This is a genomic window from Paraburkholderia sp. J10-1 (assembly GCF_905220165.1).
In the GTDB taxonomy this organism is placed as follows: Bacteria; Pseudomonadota; Gammaproteobacteria; order Burkholderiales; family Burkholderiaceae; genus Paraburkholderia.
Genome location: NZ_CAJMYW010000021.1, coordinates 1 through 15547, shown reverse-complemented (window position 1 = coordinate 15547; position 15547 = coordinate 1). Strand labels below are relative to the sequence as shown.

Annotated in this window: 18 protein-coding genes; 5 read left to right on the top strand and 13 right to left on the bottom strand. The window is 64.8% G+C overall.

Translation table 11 applies throughout. The features are described from left to right. Window positions 1-186: 186 nt before the first annotated feature. From U5A65_RS35705 to U5A65_RS35650, 12 genes are all read right to left on the bottom strand, one after another. Complete coding sequence (locus U5A65_RS35705) at window positions 187-888, bottom strand: aspartate/glutamate racemase family protein (RefSeq protein ID WP_321949198.1); 702 nt, start codon at window positions 886-888, stop codon at window positions 187-189. A gap of 7 nt (window positions 889-895) precedes the next feature. Continuing rightward, window positions 896-1600, bottom strand: a complete 705-nt coding sequence (locus U5A65_RS35700) for a hypothetical protein (protein WP_321949197.1) — start codon at window positions 1598-1600, stop codon at window positions 896-898. A gap of 65 nt (window positions 1601-1665) precedes the next feature. Next, window positions 1666-2733, bottom strand: a complete 1068-nt coding sequence (locus U5A65_RS35695; protein WP_321949196.1) for an asparaginase — start codon at window positions 2731-2733, stop codon at window positions 1666-1668. A gap of 1 nt (window position 2734) precedes the next feature. Then, the gene (locus U5A65_RS35690; RefSeq protein ID WP_321949195.1) at window positions 2735-3142 is read right to left on the bottom strand and encodes a non-heme iron oxygenase ferredoxin subunit; all 408 of its coding nucleotides are present in this window, start codon (window positions 3140-3142) and stop codon (window positions 2735-2737) included. After that, the gene (locus tag U5A65_RS35685) at window positions 3139-4077 is read right to left on the bottom strand and encodes a dihydroorotate dehydrogenase (RefSeq protein WP_321935617.1); all 939 of its coding nucleotides are present in this window, start codon (window positions 4075-4077) and stop codon (window positions 3139-3141) included. The genes U5A65_RS35690 and U5A65_RS35685 overlap by 4 nt, the downstream gene beginning before the upstream one ends. Beyond that, entirely contained in the window at window positions 4071-4955 is an 885-nt protein-coding gene (locus tag U5A65_RS35680) for a dihydroorotate dehydrogenase electron transfer subunit (RefSeq protein ID WP_321949194.1), read from the bottom strand. Before U5A65_RS35680 ends, U5A65_RS35685 begins: the two co-directional genes overlap by 7 nt. Next, window positions 4952-5617 (bottom strand): nuclear transport factor 2 family protein, encoded by a 666-nt coding sequence (locus U5A65_RS35675; RefSeq protein ID WP_321949193.1) that lies wholly within the window; start codon window positions 5615-5617, stop codon window positions 4952-4954. The genes U5A65_RS35680 and U5A65_RS35675 overlap by 4 nt, the downstream gene beginning before the upstream one ends. After that, window positions 5614-6993, bottom strand: a complete 1380-nt coding sequence (locus U5A65_RS35670; RefSeq protein WP_321949192.1) for an NAD(P)/FAD-dependent oxidoreductase — start codon at window positions 6991-6993, stop codon at window positions 5614-5616. Before U5A65_RS35670 ends, U5A65_RS35675 begins: the two co-directional genes overlap by 4 nt. Window positions 6994-7003: 10 nt before the next feature. Beyond that, complete coding sequence (locus U5A65_RS35665; protein ID WP_321949191.1) at window positions 7004-7378, bottom strand: cupin domain-containing protein; 375 nt, start codon at window positions 7376-7378, stop codon at window positions 7004-7006. A gap of 14 nt (window positions 7379-7392) precedes the next feature. After that, window positions 7393-7797: a cupin gene (locus U5A65_RS35660; protein WP_321949190.1), complete on the bottom strand. Its 405-nt coding sequence runs from the start codon at window positions 7795-7797 to the stop codon at window positions 7393-7395. 46 nt (window positions 7798-7843) lie between these two features. Beyond that, window positions 7844-8263 carry a hypothetical protein gene (locus U5A65_RS35655; RefSeq protein WP_321949189.1) on the bottom strand — a complete coding sequence of 140 codons (420 nt, stop codon included), beginning with the start codon at window positions 8261-8263 and terminating at the stop codon, window positions 7844-7846. 14 nt (window positions 8264-8277) lie between these two features. Beyond that, window positions 8278-9609: an aromatic ring-hydroxylating oxygenase subunit alpha gene (locus U5A65_RS35650; RefSeq protein WP_321949188.1), complete on the bottom strand. Its 1332-nt coding sequence runs from the start codon at window positions 9607-9609 to the stop codon at window positions 8278-8280. A 137-nt stretch (window positions 9610-9746) separates the two neighbouring features. Here U5A65_RS35650 and U5A65_RS35645 point away from each other — a divergent pair, with 137 nt between their 5' ends. From U5A65_RS35645 to U5A65_RS35625, 5 genes are all read left to right on the top strand, one after another. Further along, entirely contained in the window at window positions 9747-10328 is a 582-nt protein-coding gene (locus U5A65_RS35645) for a TetR/AcrR family transcriptional regulator (RefSeq protein ID WP_321949187.1), read from the top strand. Window positions 10329-10493: 165 nt separating this feature from the next. After that, entirely contained in the window at window positions 10494-10994 is a 501-nt protein-coding gene (locus U5A65_RS35640; protein ID WP_321949186.1) for a TetR/AcrR family transcriptional regulator, read from the top strand. A 246-nt stretch (window positions 10995-11240) separates the two neighbouring features. Then, window positions 11241-12548, top strand: coding sequence for an MFS transporter (locus tag U5A65_RS35635; RefSeq protein ID WP_321949185.1), 1308 nt, complete (start codon window positions 11241-11243; stop codon window positions 12546-12548). 101 nt (window positions 12549-12649) lie between these two features. After that, window positions 12650-13804: a porin gene (locus U5A65_RS35630; protein ID WP_321949184.1), complete on the top strand. Its 1155-nt coding sequence runs from the start codon at window positions 12650-12652 to the stop codon at window positions 13802-13804. Between the two features lie 94 nt (window positions 13805-13898). Continuing rightward, window positions 13899-14981 carry a porin gene (locus U5A65_RS35625; RefSeq protein ID WP_321949183.1) on the top strand — a complete coding sequence of 361 codons (1083 nt, stop codon included), beginning with the start codon at window positions 13899-13901 and terminating at the stop codon, window positions 14979-14981. A 184-nt stretch (window positions 14982-15165) separates the two neighbouring features. Here U5A65_RS35625 and U5A65_RS35620 read toward each other — a convergent pair. Further along, a partial coding sequence (locus U5A65_RS35620; protein ID WP_321935630.1) for a LysR substrate-binding domain-containing protein occupies window positions 15166-15547 on the bottom strand: 382 nt, incomplete at its 5' end.

The following is a 15547-nucleotide window of genomic DNA, read 5'->3' as shown; positions in this document are numbered from 1 at the left end:
ATGAAGCGCGAGGCGTCGGCAACTCGGTAAAATTGCTGTATTCCCGCATGGTCCTGTCGCGAATGCGGTATGCAGCGTCGGCCGGAATTCGAATATCTTCGCCCGTCGAACCGATTGGGGACTATAGGGGAAGAGCCGGTTGATATGGTGCCTGTGCGATGAATCCGAAAACTAAAAAAAATGGGCTCAGTCCAACAATGCGCCATACCCTACTGGCCGCGCACCGACACTCAGCCGTTTCAGGCAATACCAGAGCAAAGCGGCATTACTCGTGATGACGGGACGCCCCACCGCGTCCTCGATCGCCTGGATCACGCCGCTCACGCGGATTCCCGCGCAACTGATCAGCACGGCGTCGAACTCGCGTGGCAAGGCCGTGGCAAGCTCCAGCCACGTTTGCTCGGGCAGTGTGCCCTGCTCGTAAGGCGTCGAGCACGCGTGGCTCCCGTCCGTGACCACCTCGAAGCCGCGCGCAGCGAGAAACGTCTTCTCCGTGGCCACCACGTGCTCGCCGTAGGCCGTTACGAGGCCGAGTCGCTTGACGCCAAGCTCGGCGCAGGCCGCAAGCACGGCTTCGATCGTCGTCACCGCCGCGATATGCGTCGCCGCCTCCACGCGTGCGTTGATCGCTTCAGGCCCGTTGACAACGCCCGCCGCCGTGCAATTCGTGGCGATGAGATCCACTTTCGCGTCGGCGAGCAGTTGCGCATGCGTTTCGATATCGTCGATCAGCGTGCGGTCGGATTCGATCGATGTGTCGCGAAACGGCAGGCGCGTGGTGACGAACTGCACCCCCTCGGGCGCCATCGCCTGAATCTCGAAGTCGCACAATCCGCCCGATGGATAGAGATGGCCGATGCGCGCAAGATGTCCGAATCCAATGCTCACAAATGCCTCACCTGGCAAAGTACGTGGTGCGGGCCGCCATCGGATGATGGATGTTACTGCCCGTGAACGGCGGAAATTGTTCGAAGTCCTGACGCATTGCGTGACGCACTGGCGAGTGCATCGCTTCCGTGATCGCCTGCGCGCTGTCGAACATCAGCTTGTTGCGCTGCATGTAGTGGACGCGTGTCCACGGCATCGCATCAAGCCAGTCGATGCGCGTGAAGATCTCGATCTCGCGCACGCCCGGAAAGTCGAACATGATCTGCGGATGATGTGTGAGGTAGTAGTTGATCCACTCGTCGAAGTCGATCGCATGGCCCGGATAGTGAACCAGAAACTGGCACGGCAATGCGCCTTCCGGCACGCACGCATGCGCATCGGCCACGGGAAACGGCCGCCGCAGCATGGCCTGCTGCTCGACACGGCAACCCGCGAGGCTCGGCAGACCGGCGGCCGCGAGCGCCTGCAAATGCCCGCCCGCGGCGATCGGCGCTTCGAGATCGAAGACCGTGTCGTAGTCGAGTTGCATCGCGAAGATCGGCGAGGGGCCGTCCTGTGTGTAGTAGTCGTCCGCGGACTCGGGCGTGTAAAGCCGCGAGCGGCGCAGCGCCGGCGTGGCGTCGACGATCGCGGTGATGCGCGCGAGATCGTCGGCGGCAATGCGCGCCGACGCGTCGGCATCCACCCAGGTCACGAGATAAGAAAACTGCATGATTCGATTGACCTCCTTGTGTGCCGAAGCGTGGCGGGACAATACGCGGCGCTTCGGCCATCGTGTCACAACGCCAGCAAGAGCGTCTGGATTCGCTCGCGTTGCTGCGCGGCGTCGTGGAGCGTGAGTGCGAGCATCAGGGCGATGCGCAATTTCTGCGGGCTCAGATCGCCGCCCGCGATCACCCCGTCGCGCGCGAGGAACGCCTGCGGCGGCACCACGCCGCGCGCGGCCCGGCTCGACTGCACGACGACGACGCCCGCCTCCACCGCCTGACGATACGCGCTCGCCTCGCCCGCCGAGGGACGTCCCGGCACGAGCCCCGCGCTGATCAGTCCCTTGCTGCCCGCCGCGACGAAACTCTCGATGGCGACGCCGTCCGCGCCCGCGTACGACATCACGATATCGACGCGCGGCAGCGCGATCGCCGCGTCCGGTTCCAGCAGCGCGCGATCAAACCACGGCGTGGCATCAGCGCCAAAACGAGGCATCGCGCCGCGCCGCCAGGTGACGCGCGCATCGGCGTCGATGCGCGCGAGCGGACCATAGCCCGGCGACTCGAACGCATGAAGCTCGAAACTGGCCGCCTTCGTCACGTCGCGCGCCGCAAACAGCGCGCCGTCCATCGCGACCAGCACGCCGTGCGCGGCGCTCGCGGGGTCGCGCGCGGCGGCGATCGCGCCGCGCAGATTGGCGAGCACGTCGCTGCCCGCGGTGTTGGCAGGCCGCTGCGCGCCGGTCACGATTACCGGCTGCGCGATATCGAGCACGAGTTGCAGGAACCACGCTGTTTCTTCGAGCGTGGCCGTGCCGTGCGTCACGATAAAGCCTGTGATGGACGGGTCGCGCTGCGCCGTGCTGCGGATCAGGCGCGCAAGCTCGACCCAGTCCGCGGGCCGGATCGCGACGCTGCCGAGGCTGCGAAACGTGACCGGCAGCAGGTCGACGTCGGGCGCGAGTTCGCCGAGCGTGGCCAGCAGCGTATCGATCGGATGCACGACGCCGCTTTCCGAATACTCGATCCAGTCGAACGGGTTGCGAGCATGCATCGCGAAGGTGCCGCCCGTGCCGATCACCGCGATCCTGGGGCGGTGCGGCGCGCGGGCGATGGGTGAAGTGCGCTCGTCGGTCATGTCAGCGGCTCAGGCGAACGTAGAGATTGCCGTCGTCGATACGCACTTCGTGGCAACGCGTATCGCGCGTGATCGGCGACGTCGTGCCCTTGCCGGTGCGCACATCCACGAGCCCCGCGTGCAGCGGGCACTCGATCTCGTGGCCGTCGAGAAACCCCTCGCTCAGGAGCGCGTTGCCGTGCGTGCAGATGTCGTCGAGCGCGTGAATCTCGCCGTTGATGCGAAAGAGGCCCACCTTCACCGAGTCGATCGTGACTCCCAGGCAATCCTTACCGTCGAAGCAGGCCTCGACGGCGCCAACGTGCCGCCACGCATCGGCAGCCACGGATGTCGCACCGCCCGCTTCCACTACGGCCTGCGCGGCGTGCAGCGTGCGCGTGCACGCGGAGGCAATGGGAATGACCTTCACAGCGCATACTCCTTTTGAAGGTTGATGACGTCATGCTGCTTCATCGCGCCGATCAGATCGGCGATGCGTGCAATGCCGCGCCGCTCGCAGAACGCGCGCATGCCCTCGATCACACGCGGCATTGCGGTGGGCGAAACGAAATTCGCCGTGCCGACCTGAACGGCAGTGCAGCCCGCGAGCATGAACTCGATCGCGTCTTCGGCAGTGCTGATGCCGCCACAGCCGATCACCGGAATCTCGACGGCCTGGGCGCACTGATACGCCATGCGCAGCAGGATCGGCTTGGTCGCCGCGCCCGTAAGGCCGCCCATCACATTGGCCACGCGCGGCTTGAAGGTCTCCACGTCGATCGCCATGGCGAGAATCGCGTTGCTGCACACCAGCGCGTCCGCGCCGGCGGCCTGGGCGGCAAGCGCCACTTCGACCAGGTTGCCCGCGTTCGGCGTCATCTTGACCCACACCGGAATGCCGGTGCTCGCCTTCATCGCGCTGATCACCTGGAAAGTCGCTTCCGGGTCCATGCCGAAGGCCTTGCCGTTTTTCTTCAGGTTCGGGCAGGAGACGTTCGCCTCGATTGCCGCGATGCCGCTCGCGCCGATACGCGCCGCAAGCTCGCCGAACTCATCGGCGGAATTCGCGGAGATGCTGCCGACCACAGGCGGCGTGTAGCGCCGGTAGAACGGCACGGTCGTGTTGACGTAGTAGTCCGCGCCCTTGCTCGGGATGCCGATCGAGAACAGCGTGGCGTCCTTGAATTCGGCGACGCGCGGCGGCGGCACGCCTTCGCGGATATCGGCCGTGATCGTCTTCGTGACGATCGCGCCGAGGCAGTTGAGGTCGAACACGCGCGCGTTGCCGTCGGCGAAGGTGCCCGAGGCGGGCATGACCGGATTCGCGAGCGTGAGTGCGCCCACCTTGACGCTCAGATCTACCATGATGTCGTTTCCTGCAAGTCGAAGACGGGGCCGTCCCAGCACACGCGCCGGAACGTCAGACGCTCGGATTGCGCGTGCTCGCGAAACGGCCGCACGCATGCATAACACGAGCCGATGCCGCAGCCCATGTGCTGCTCGATCGCGGTTTGCCCCGCAACGCCCCATGCCTTGCCGAGCTTTTGCAGCAGCACGAGCAGGCGGTTCGAGCCGCAGGTCGAGAGAAAGTCGAACGGCTTTTGCGCGTGCAGCGTGTCGAGCAGGGCTTCGAGTTGCGCGGGATCGCTGTTGCCGTCGGCGTCGGTGACGATATGCACCGTCGCGCCGGCCGCGCGCAAGCGCTCGGCGGACATCACGAGCGCCGGGCTGCGCGCGCTCAGCACCGCCGTCACGCTCGCCCCGCGCGCAATGGCGTGCGCGGCGAGCGGCGAGAGCGTGGCAAGGCCCACGCCGCGCGCGACCAGCAGCACGTGGCGCGCGTCCTTCGGCGGCGCGAAGCCCTGGCCGAGCGGCCCGAGCGCGTCGAGCGTGTCGCCGGGCTGCAATGCGGCGAGGCCCTGCGTACCGGCGCCCTGCACCTTGTAGAGAAACTCGACGGTGCCGAGCAGCGGATCGGCGCCGTAGACACTCATCGGCCGGCGCAGAAACGTCGAGCCCGACGCGCCCGGCGGGCACGCCAGATGGAAAAACTGGCCCGGCTGCGCGTTGGCGGCGCCTGGCGGGGCGGCCACGATCATGTGCCGATACTCGGCGTTGACGGGCGTGTTCTGCAACACCTCGCACGCGTGCTCGGCGATCCCGGCGACGAAATCGCCACAGCAGCGTGACGCCGAATCGGCGCCGGTATGGGTCGCGCAAGGCGACGAAACGACTTCTGTCATGACTGACTATCCTGGGTTCGCGGGTTGCGCGGGTTGTACTGCTCGCGGGCGACGCGCCGTGCGTCCAGGTCCGCGAAACTTCTGGCGATCGGCAACGGGCCGTCGGCCAGCGTCATCATCTGGAGCGTGTCGAACTTCATGTAGCTGATGCGCCAGAGGCCGCTCGAAGCGTCGCGCCGGTAGCGCTCGGTCGTCACCGCGCCGAGCCATACCGCGCCCGCCTGTGCGCCCTCGCCCTCGCGCAGCGCCACCTGCATCAGCCGCCACCTGGCTTCGGCTTCGCCGCGCACGGCGTCCACCTGCAGGCTCTCGCTCACGTAGTAATGCATCGCGAAGCGCCACGGCGACGTGAGAAACCAGCGCGCGATGGCTTCGCGGCCCACGAGGTCGCCGCCGAAGCCGTCACCGCCCGCCCACACGGCGTCGTCGGTAAAGCACTCGGCCTGCTGGCGCGCGATTGCGGCGAGCGCGCCGGCTTCGATCTTGCGGTAATCGTCGGTGTACTTCGCGTCGGCGAGCGCGCCGTAATGCGCCTTGAGCGCGCGAATCGCCTCGATCGCTTCGAGCCGTGCCACGCGCGCAGCCAGCGTGGCGAGCGTCACGTCGCGCGCCTCACGCGAGTTGTCGTGCGCGAGCGCGAGTCCCATCGAATTCGCATTCACGGCGCAAGCTCCCTGAGCGGCGTATGCGCGTCCGCGAGACGCGCGAGATCCACGGGCGCGCCGCTTTCGACGAGCTTTTCGAGGAAGCGCCGCTCGCGGCCCGCGTTCACGAGCACGCCCGCCACGACGCGTCCGTCGCGCACGCTGAACGCCGCGCACGGTCCCGCGCCGGGCGCACCGCGCATGACGACCTCGTCGCGCGGATCGGGCTGACCCACAACCTGGACGTTGTAGCCGAGCTGGTCGGTCCACATCCACTGCGTCTCGCGATAAGGCCGCGGCTCGCCGACGATCGACTGCGCGACTGCGAGCGCCTGGTTCTCGGCGTTGCGCCACGTTTCCTGACGCAGCCCCTGAGATGGCGATGCGCCGCCCAGCACATGCGCGACGTCGCCGACCGCGTAGAGCCACGGCGCGCGCGGGCTGCGGCACGTGGCGTCGACATCGACGCCCTGGCGGCCCGCAAAGCCGGTGCCGTCGAGAAACGCCGGCGTGCAGTCAACGCCGATCGCGATGAGGATCGTGTCGGCCGCGACGTCGAACGTCGCGCCCGCGCTTGCGGCAAGACCCGCCGCATCGACGTTCGCCTTGCGGCAACGCACGACATAGCGGCCCGGCTGGCTGGCGCCATTCGGCTCTTCATCGGCAGCGGCGATTTCCTCCACCGCCACGCCCAGTTCCACGCGCACGCCGTGTGTCAGATGCTCACGCAGCAACCACTCGGACATCACAGGCGGCAGGCAGCGGGCGAGCACGCGCGGCCCCGCTTCGAGCACCGTCACCGGCACGCCCAGTTCGCGCGCCGACGAGGCGACCTCCATGCCGATCACGCCTGCGCCGATAATCGCGAGACCGCGGCTCTCGCGCAGTGCGCGGCGCAAGGCGACGCTGTCGTCGATCGTGCGCAGCAGATGCACACCGGGCAATCGCGCACCGGGAATCGCGCCGTCGCGCGGCGCGCCGCCCGTGGCCACCACGAGGCGGTCGAACCGCAGTTGCGCACCACTCGCGAGCGTGAGCACGCGTTGCGCGGCGTCGAGCGCGACCGCGCGGTCGTGCAGACGGTCGATGCGCGCATCGCGCAGCGCCGACACTTCCCAGAACGCGCCGGGTGCGAGCGAGAGTGTCGATGCAGGCGCGGACGTCGATGTGACTGCGGCCGAAGCTTCCTCGCTCCACGGCTCCTGCTCACACGTGAGCCATTCCTTGGAAAGCGCCGGGCGCTCGTAAGGCGGATGACGCTCGTCGCCGACCAGCGTGATGCGGCCAGCGAACCCGAGCGCGACGAGATGCTGCACGACGCGCCCGCCCGCATGCCCCGCGCCGACCACGATGATATGCGCGGCGGCGTTATGGGTTGATGGATCGTGACTCATGCGCCCTCCTTCATGCGGCGGCCGGCGGCGCGGCTCGCAATTCGGTCCCAGGCAGCCCGGCGCGAAGTCCTGCACGATAAAGCACACCCTGCGCGCCGACGCATGCGAAGCGGCGCGGCTCGCGCTGCGGAATCAGGATCGCCTCTCCCGCGACGAGGCGATAGTGTTCGCCCGCCGCATCGATATCGAATTCGCCTTCGAGAATCGCGACGACTTCCTCGCCACGCGCATCGGTGTGGTCCTCGCGCACTTCGCCCCCAGCGAAGACCGAAAATTCCGCGGCCAGCAACTCGCCCTGCGCGCGCGCATCGTGCGGATTGCTCACGCTCGTGGCCGCGGCGAGCGTGGTGATGCCGTCGGCCGCCATGTCAGCGCCAGATTTCATTTGCGCTCCCCCTTTCATCGGTTCGCCAGCGGGTAGTACGGCGTATCGTCCTGCGCGGCGTACTCCGCGCGCGGCGGCGACACGATATTGAGTCTCATGCTCACGCCCTCGGGGCCGTAGCCGTTCTTGCCGTAGTGGCTAAGACCCGCGGGAATGATCACCGCGTCGCCTTGCGCGAGCGGGCGCTCCACGTCGGGCACGCCGGGGCGCACCTCGAAGATCGAGCACGTGCCGAGCACCTGAAGCGAAGCTTCCTCGCCGTGGTCGTGCGCCTTCGCTGGCAGGTTTGTGCCTTCCTGTTCGACGAACTTGATGACGGCGACGCTCATCGTCTCGCCCATCATTGTTTTCATGTACAGGCCGTTTTCGACGACGGTTTTCAAACCGTGGTCGATACCGAACACGCGGCATTTCGCCATTTCGCAGCTCCTTCAAAAACGGGCCGGACGCGCCGGCCGACAGCGCTCAGGGCAACGGACGCATGACGAAGGACTCGTCGGCGCGAAAACGCGCTGACTCGTATCCGTCGATCACGGCCGGCTGGTTGTAGAACTCGATGGCAGGCGCGATCTCGGCGAGCGAGAGCAGCAGGTACATCAGCGCCTTGGCTTCGGGATGCTCGTCGAGCGTCTCGAGTGCGTAGCGATTCAGGTACGCCACGACGTCGTCGACCTGCGGCAGGATCGCGTCGCGAAACGCGAGAATGGCATCCATGCCAACAGCGTGACGCTGTGCGTTGCGCAGCGTTTCAGTTTCGAGCGCCCATGTCTCGACGAACGGCGCGAGCGATTCGAAGCCGGCCGGCAGCGCTCGCGCGGCGGGCGCCTTGCGCGCGACGAAATTGACCGGTTGGGCGTGCAGCGCAGTATTCGTGTTCGGATTCATGTTGAAACTCCTGATCAGGCCGCGACAGCGGAACGGGCAGCGGCTTCAGCGGCGGCGCCTTGCGCGAGCAAGCGCTCGACGACGTGAAACGCGTGGCGCACAAGCAGTTCGTTATCCTGAAGCACCATCACCTTCTTGGCGCCCGTTTCCGCGGCGCGTTGCGTGCGCTCGAGCGTACTGAAGTCCTCCAGTAGCACGTCGCGCAGTGCGACCTTCATGTATTCGAGGAAAAAGCGCCCGCCCGGCGTGGTCATCTCGGGGTAGTAAACGCGCGCGTCGACAAGCGTCTGGTTGTGCGAGATCGGACGGAAGTTGTACGCCTGGCAGTAGTTCGGGCGCAGCGAAACATAGAAGTCCGGAAAGATCACGTTCATGTCGAACAGCCAGTTCGGGCTCTTCGTCCAGTTCACGCCCGGGGGCAGCGCATCGAGCGGGAACGCATGCTTCGCGCTGCCGATGCCCGCGCGCAGCGCGGCGGCCGCGATCGGGCGCTTCTGCCCCGCGTCGGACAACGCGTTTTGTGCGGCGGCACCGCCTTCGGTCACAGCTTTCGGATTGCCGTACACGGACTTCTGGTTGCCCGCTAGCGAGAGACGGCGATGGAACTCGCCGCACAACGCATCGAGCGGCGGCATGCTTTCGTTTTCGGTCTTGTCGATCGCGTCGGCGATCGAATTGCCGTGCACATAGGCGACGTGATACGCCTCCTGGAACGCGTCGAGCGCGAGCTTCCAGTTGCAGTTCACCACCGTCTGCCAGCCGAAGCCCGCGGTCATCTTGTCGAACGGATAGCCTTCGATATCGCCGAACATCGGCTTCATATAATCGGCGAGCGACACCGACGGATTCGGGTTCATGTTCACGAAGATGAAGCCCTGCCACACCTCGCACGCCACGCGTGCAAGACCGAACTGCTCGCGGTCGAGGCCGAAGAAGCATTTCTCGTCTGGCACGCCGGTGAGATTGCCGTCGAGGTCGTAGGCCCAGCCGTGGAACTTGCAGAAGAATTTGCGCGTGTTGCCGCACTTGTCGTAGACGATCTCGTTCATGCGGTGCGCACACACGTTGTGCATCGCGCGAATTTCGCCCTGGCGGTTGCGCACCACGATGATCGACGTATCGCACGCGGCCAGATCCTTGACGAAATAGTCGCCGGCCTTCGGAATTTCCTCGACGCGGCCGACATGCAGCCAGGTCTTCTTGAAGATGTGTTCCTTTTCGCGCTCGTAGTAGTCGGGCGAGATGTACGGCTCGACCGGGATCGTTCCGGAGCCAAGCTCGGGATAGCGGCCGGTCAGCGTGCCTGCCGGCGCGGGGACTTCGGGGGACAACAAGGTCGTGGACACGATGGCATCACCTCAAAAACGAACACCGTTTAATAATGAATGGTATTCTGTTTTGGAAAAATTTGCCCGTCAAGGGCTTTTTTATCCATGGGTGAAGCGGGGAATCGGTTCGGCTCCCCGCGACGGGGGGCGACGCAATGAACGGCGACAAACGGGAGCAGATTGCGCAGGCCGCGCTCGAACTCTTTCAGCGGCAAGGCTTCACGGCGACGAAGATGGCGCAGATCGCCTCGGCAACTGGCATGACGGCCGCCAATCTGTACGTCTATTTCGACTCGAAGCTGGCGATCCTCTATGAGGTGTTCCGGCCCTGGCTGAGGAACCAGCTCGAAGCGTTGAGCGCGCAGGTGCGTGCGCAGGCGGGACCCGAGCAGCGGCTACGCCGGTTGCTCGTCGGGCTTTGGCACGACATTGCGGGCGCTGACGCGAACTTCGCCAACGCGTTGATCGACGCGCTCGCGCAGCGTCGTTCCGCTGCGCAAAGGTCCAGCGCTTTCCTGCACGAAATGGAGGTCGCGGTTGGCGCGCTGCTGCGCGAGTCCATCGGAATGGAATCCGCCGCACGCATTTCGTGCGCGGACGAAGCGATGCTGTCGCGCCTGATCTGGATGGCGTTCGACGGCTTTGTCATCAACCGGCGTCTTGGCGACGTGCGCGACATCGAGGCAGTCGCTGCGTTGATTGTTGCGCTGGTGCTGAATGAAGCCGCGGCTTCCTGACAAAGGCGACGCACGAACGCGGATTGATAGAATTGGCCGCATCGGGTTACAGCCACTCCACTAGAGAGACCTCAATTGCCGCAAATTAAAAAAGCCGTCAAGCGGGAAGCAATCCTGGCGGCCGCGTTCAGCGCCTTCAGTGAAAAGGGGTATTCGGCGACGACGATGACCGAAATTGCTCGCCTCGCGGGCACCACCGTCGCCAATCTCTACGTCTACTTCGACTCCAAGCTCATCATCCTCTATGAGATCTATGAGCCCTGGCTCATCGAGCAACTGCACCGGATGCGCGCGGAAGTCGCGTTGCTCAACGGGCCGCGCAAGAAAGTCGAGCGTATCCTGCAGGGTATCTGGGGCGATATTCCCGCCGCCGACAACGCCTTCGCGAACGCGCTGATCGACGCGCTCGCAAGCGCCCCGGCGGGCCTCGCCAAACCCAACAGCCTGCTGGTTTCGGTGGAGAATTTCCTTACCCAGTTGCTCAAGGATTCGCTGCCGCCGGAGCGCAGCGCGGCGCTCGGCGGCGAGCTCTTCGCGCATGTGATCTGGATGGCTTTCGACGGCTTCGTCATTAATCAGCGCATTGGCGACCATCGCGACATCCAGCGCATCGCCCAGCTCACGGCCACGCTACTGCTCGGCGAGGCGCCGCCCGAATCCGCCTGAGACGCCGAGCGCGGCATAGGGATTTTCCCGAACCAGGCACAAATCTTTTTTGAAATCTTTGACGCAACCAATATGGAATGACATTCTTTATTCGAGCGCAGACTGAATCCATGGCCTGCGCCGGGCAGGCAAGCTCAAGGAATGGGGTGCGCGATGGCACCGCATTGCGCGCCGCGAGGTCACGCACGAGGACTGGCATGGCGCTTGCCTGATTCTTTCCGGCAGTTTCGATCGAATGAGTCACCCATGGCGGCCATCTCCGAAAGTCCTCACGCTATCGCCCTCGACCCGCCCGCGCGCACCACGCGCCGTGTGCTGGCCCTTTGCTTCCTGACGATCGTCACCGAAGGCTATGACATCGGCGTCATGGGCACGATCGTTCCCTCGATGCTCGCCGACCCGGTCTGGAAGCTCACGCCCATTGAAGTCGGCGCCATGAGCAGCGCGGCGCTGTTCGGCACGCTGTTCGGCTCGTACTTCATCAGCGTGCTCACCGACCTGATCGGCCGCAAACGTCTGCTGATTGCGTGCGTCACGCTGTTTTCGCTGTCGATGCTCGGCGCCGCCGTCGCGACGACGCCGTTCCTCTTCGGCGTCATGCGATTCATTGGCGGGCTGGGCCTTGGCGGTGTCATTTCTGCGGCGGCGGCGCTCACTGTCGAATATTCACCGGTCGCCAAACGCAACCTGAATTTCGCCGTCATGTATTCCGGCTACGCGATCGGCGCATTGGTCTCGGCGGTGATCGGCATCGCGTTTCTGGAATCGCACGGCTGGCGCTTCGTGGTCGCGCTGGGGGCGCTGCCGCTGCTCGGCGTGCCCGCGCTCATCGTGATGCTGCCCGAGTCGCTCGCCTATCTTCTCGCGAGCGGCAAGCGGCGCGAGGCCGACGCGCTCGCCGAACGGCTTGGCCTCTCGATTGCCTCGCTCGATACGGCGCCCGGCGAAGCGCCGGCCAAGCCTTCGCTGCGGCTCGTGTTCAGCGAGGTGTTTTCGCGCGGCAATCTCTGGTCGACGCTTTGCCTCTGGGTCGCGCAAGTGGCCGCCGTGCTCGTGATCTACGGCCTCGGCACCTGGTTGCCGCAACTCATGCGCAAGCTCGGCTACGACCTCGGTTCGAGCCTTTCGTTTCTCGCGGTATTCATGCTCTCGTCGGCAATCGGCGGCATTCTGATCGGCCGCGTCGGCGACCGGCTGGGACCGCGCAAGACGATTGTCGGCGGCTATGTGATCGGCGCGCTCGCGATCTGCGGATTGACCGTAAAAGGCGGCGTCTTCACGAACTACGCGCTCGTGGCGCTCGCCGGGCTCGGCAGCATCGGCGTGGCGATGGTTCAGCTAGGCTACATCGCGAGTTTCTACCGGCCGTTCGCCCGCGCCAGCGCGACGGGCTGGGCAGTCGGCATCGGGCGGCTCGGCGCGATGGCCGGGCCGATGCTCGGCGCGTGGTTCGCGTCCTCGCATCTGGACGTGCGGCTCAACTTCGTGGCCTTCGCCACCTCCGGTCTCATCGCCGCGCTCGCGATCAGCCTGTGCCGTCCCCGCTCCGCATAAACCACCGCGCGTGACACCCGGTACGGCGCGCCCCGCGCGCCCTCTCCGCGGTCGGGCGACATCGCGCCGATCCGCTTCCCCATACCCAAACCAATAACGACATGCAATCATTCCAACGCGCCACATTCCTGACAATAAGGATTCCTCTTCATATCGCAGCGGCTTTCATCGTCTGCGTTGGTGTCGTCAGCCCACGCCCCGCTCACGCCCAGAGCAACGTCACGCTTTACGGCCTCATATCGGTAGGCATCAGTTATTCCTCCAATGCGGGCGGAAAATCCCTCACGCAGATGACGAGCGGACCGCAGCAGCCCTCGCGCTGGGGACTGCGGGGCAAAGAAGATCTCGGCGGCGGTGTTGCGGCGATCTTCGTGCTGGAAAACGGCTTTTCCATCACGTCGGGCAGCGCCTCGCAAGGCGGTCGCCTGTTCGGCCGGCAGGCATGGGTCGGACTGACCACGCCGCAATACGGCACGATCACGCTCGGCCGCCAGTACGATGAAATGACGCAGCAGTTGAACTGGACCTCTTCCGCCGTGCAATTCGCGACCTATGGCGCACACGTGGGCGACAACGACAACATCTTCAACGTGCTGCGTTTGCAGAATTCCGTGCGCTATGTGTCACCGACCCTGCATGGTTTGTCACTCGCGGCGCAGTACGCGTTTTCGAACCAGGCCGGCGCATTCAACAACAACAGTGCCTTCAGCGGCGGCCTGTCGTATCAGCGCGGACCGTTCCGCTTCTCCGCCGCGATGTCGCAATACAACCGTCCGGATTCGACGAACACCGGTGGCGCGATCGGCGACTCGTACGGCTACACCTCGCCGTTCGCAACCAGTCCCGGCGGCGCTGGGGTCGAGAAGCAACGTATCCTCGGCGTCGGCGCGGGCTACGACTTTGGCTTCGTGCAAACCACGCTTTCGTACACGAACGTCCTGTTCAACTACCTCGATACCACGGGACTGCGCCTGAACAATGTCGAAGTCTCCGTGACCCATAAGATCACGCCGATGCTGCTGGTTGGCGCGGCCTATATCTATACGTTCGGGAAATCGTCCGAAGCGCTCAAGCCGCACTACAACCAGGTGAATCTCGGCGTCGACTACTTCCTGAGCAAGCGCACGGACCTGTATCTGGTCGGCCTTTATCAGCGCGCGGGCGGCAGCGCCCAATACGCGCAGATCGTGACGACGGCTGCTTCCAGCACGAAATCGGAAGCGCAGGTAATTGCCGGCATTCGCACCAAGTTCTGACGAACGCGCATCGCTTCAGCACCCTCCGCAATCGCGCCCCCTCTCCCTTGACGGCGCCCGCGCCGTTTGCTCTTGTTCCACAAATCGAATCATCATGAAAATCAACAACAGAGGATTCCTCTCCATTGCGCTGTTCTGGTCTTGTGTTTCCGTGGCGTCCGCGCAATCAAGCGTGACGCTGTACGGCAGCATCGATGAAGGCATCGGCTACGTGAGCAACGAGAAGGGTAGCTCGGCATGGGTGATGGGGCCAATCACCGTGCCCGACCAGTTCGGCTTCAAGGGCGTGGAAGACCTTGGCGGCGGGACCAAAGCCATTTTCCAGCTTGAAAATGGCTTCTTTTCGAATACCGGTGCGCTCGCCTCGTCGGGCGTGCTGTTCAGCCGCAAAGCGTTTGTCGGCCTGAGCGACGACCGGTGGGGTACCGTGACGCTCGGCAAGCAGTGGGATCTGACCGACGATGTCTTGCTGCCCAACGCGAACGGCGCGGTCCAGTACAACTACTTCCTCTATCATCCGGCGAACATCGACAACGACGCGGTGACGACCGTGAACAACACAGTAAAATACGCAAGCGTTGCGTGGCATGGCGTATCGGCACGCGCGATGTACGGCTTCAGCGATGCTTCGACGGGACAGGGCCGTTACGTGGGCGCAGCCCTCCTCTACAAGTCGTCGGCGCTGCAACTCGGCGCGGTCTACAGCGACACGCGCGACAAGTCGTACGCATTGCATACGTCACTCGGCTACGAGAGTTTTCTCGGCCAGGATCTCACGGGCGGCGCGACATTCAGGGCGAGAGATTCGCGGATCCTGGGCGTGGCGGGCACGTATTCGCCTAACCGGCAGTGGTCCTTCCATGCGGTGCTCGACAGCGCGCACATCGCGAGCGAAACCGATTCCGCGAACGCGACAACGGCGGAACTCGGCGTGGACTGGAACGTCACGCCGTTCGACACGATCTTGCTCGGCGGATACCGAACCTGGTTCGCAGGCAAGAGTTACACGACCGCGGGACTCTCGAATCTGTACCACCTTTCCGTGCGCACGATGCTGTACGCTGAAGCGACGTTCCAGCATGCCGGGGGTGGCGCCCAGGCGGCGCTGCTGTCCTTGTCGCCGGCGTCGGGCAGCAATCAGGCCGCGTTTCGCATTGGTGTACAGCACTTCTTTTGATACGCGCGAAAACGTTGCGCCACCGATCTACCTAAAGCGCGCGATTCGTGCCTTTAGTCAGAAATTAACCTGGCGCCACGATTCTGGATATTCACGTTGCGACCGTCTGTCTGGCCAATCAGCCCAGCATTGCTGTCAGTAAAGCATGCGTCGCGGCGCCAACTAGCGACGCGTTGACGGTGAACTACATGTTCAACGATGCCGCAATTCGCGCCTTCACAGCCGCCACACAATCCAGTGCCGTTGTCAGCACCGGATTAGCCGATGGCTCGCTGTAGTAGAGCCGCACCGTCTCAAGAAAGCGCGCACCGTCGATCGGCAGGATGGCAAGCGTGCCGCGCCGTGCCACGGTCAACGGCATCAACGCAAGAAACGGATACAGGCCGAGCATCGTCTCATTCGCCTGGATCGACACCGACTGCACGCAGCCCGCCGGCAACTCGAAGCCGCCGCGTTGCAGCCAGCGTTCGAGGGCAACGAATGTGGGCGCCTCGCGCGGCGGCAGAATCCACGGCAAGCCAGCAAGATCGGCGCGTTTGACGGTACGGCGCGCCGCGAGTGGATGA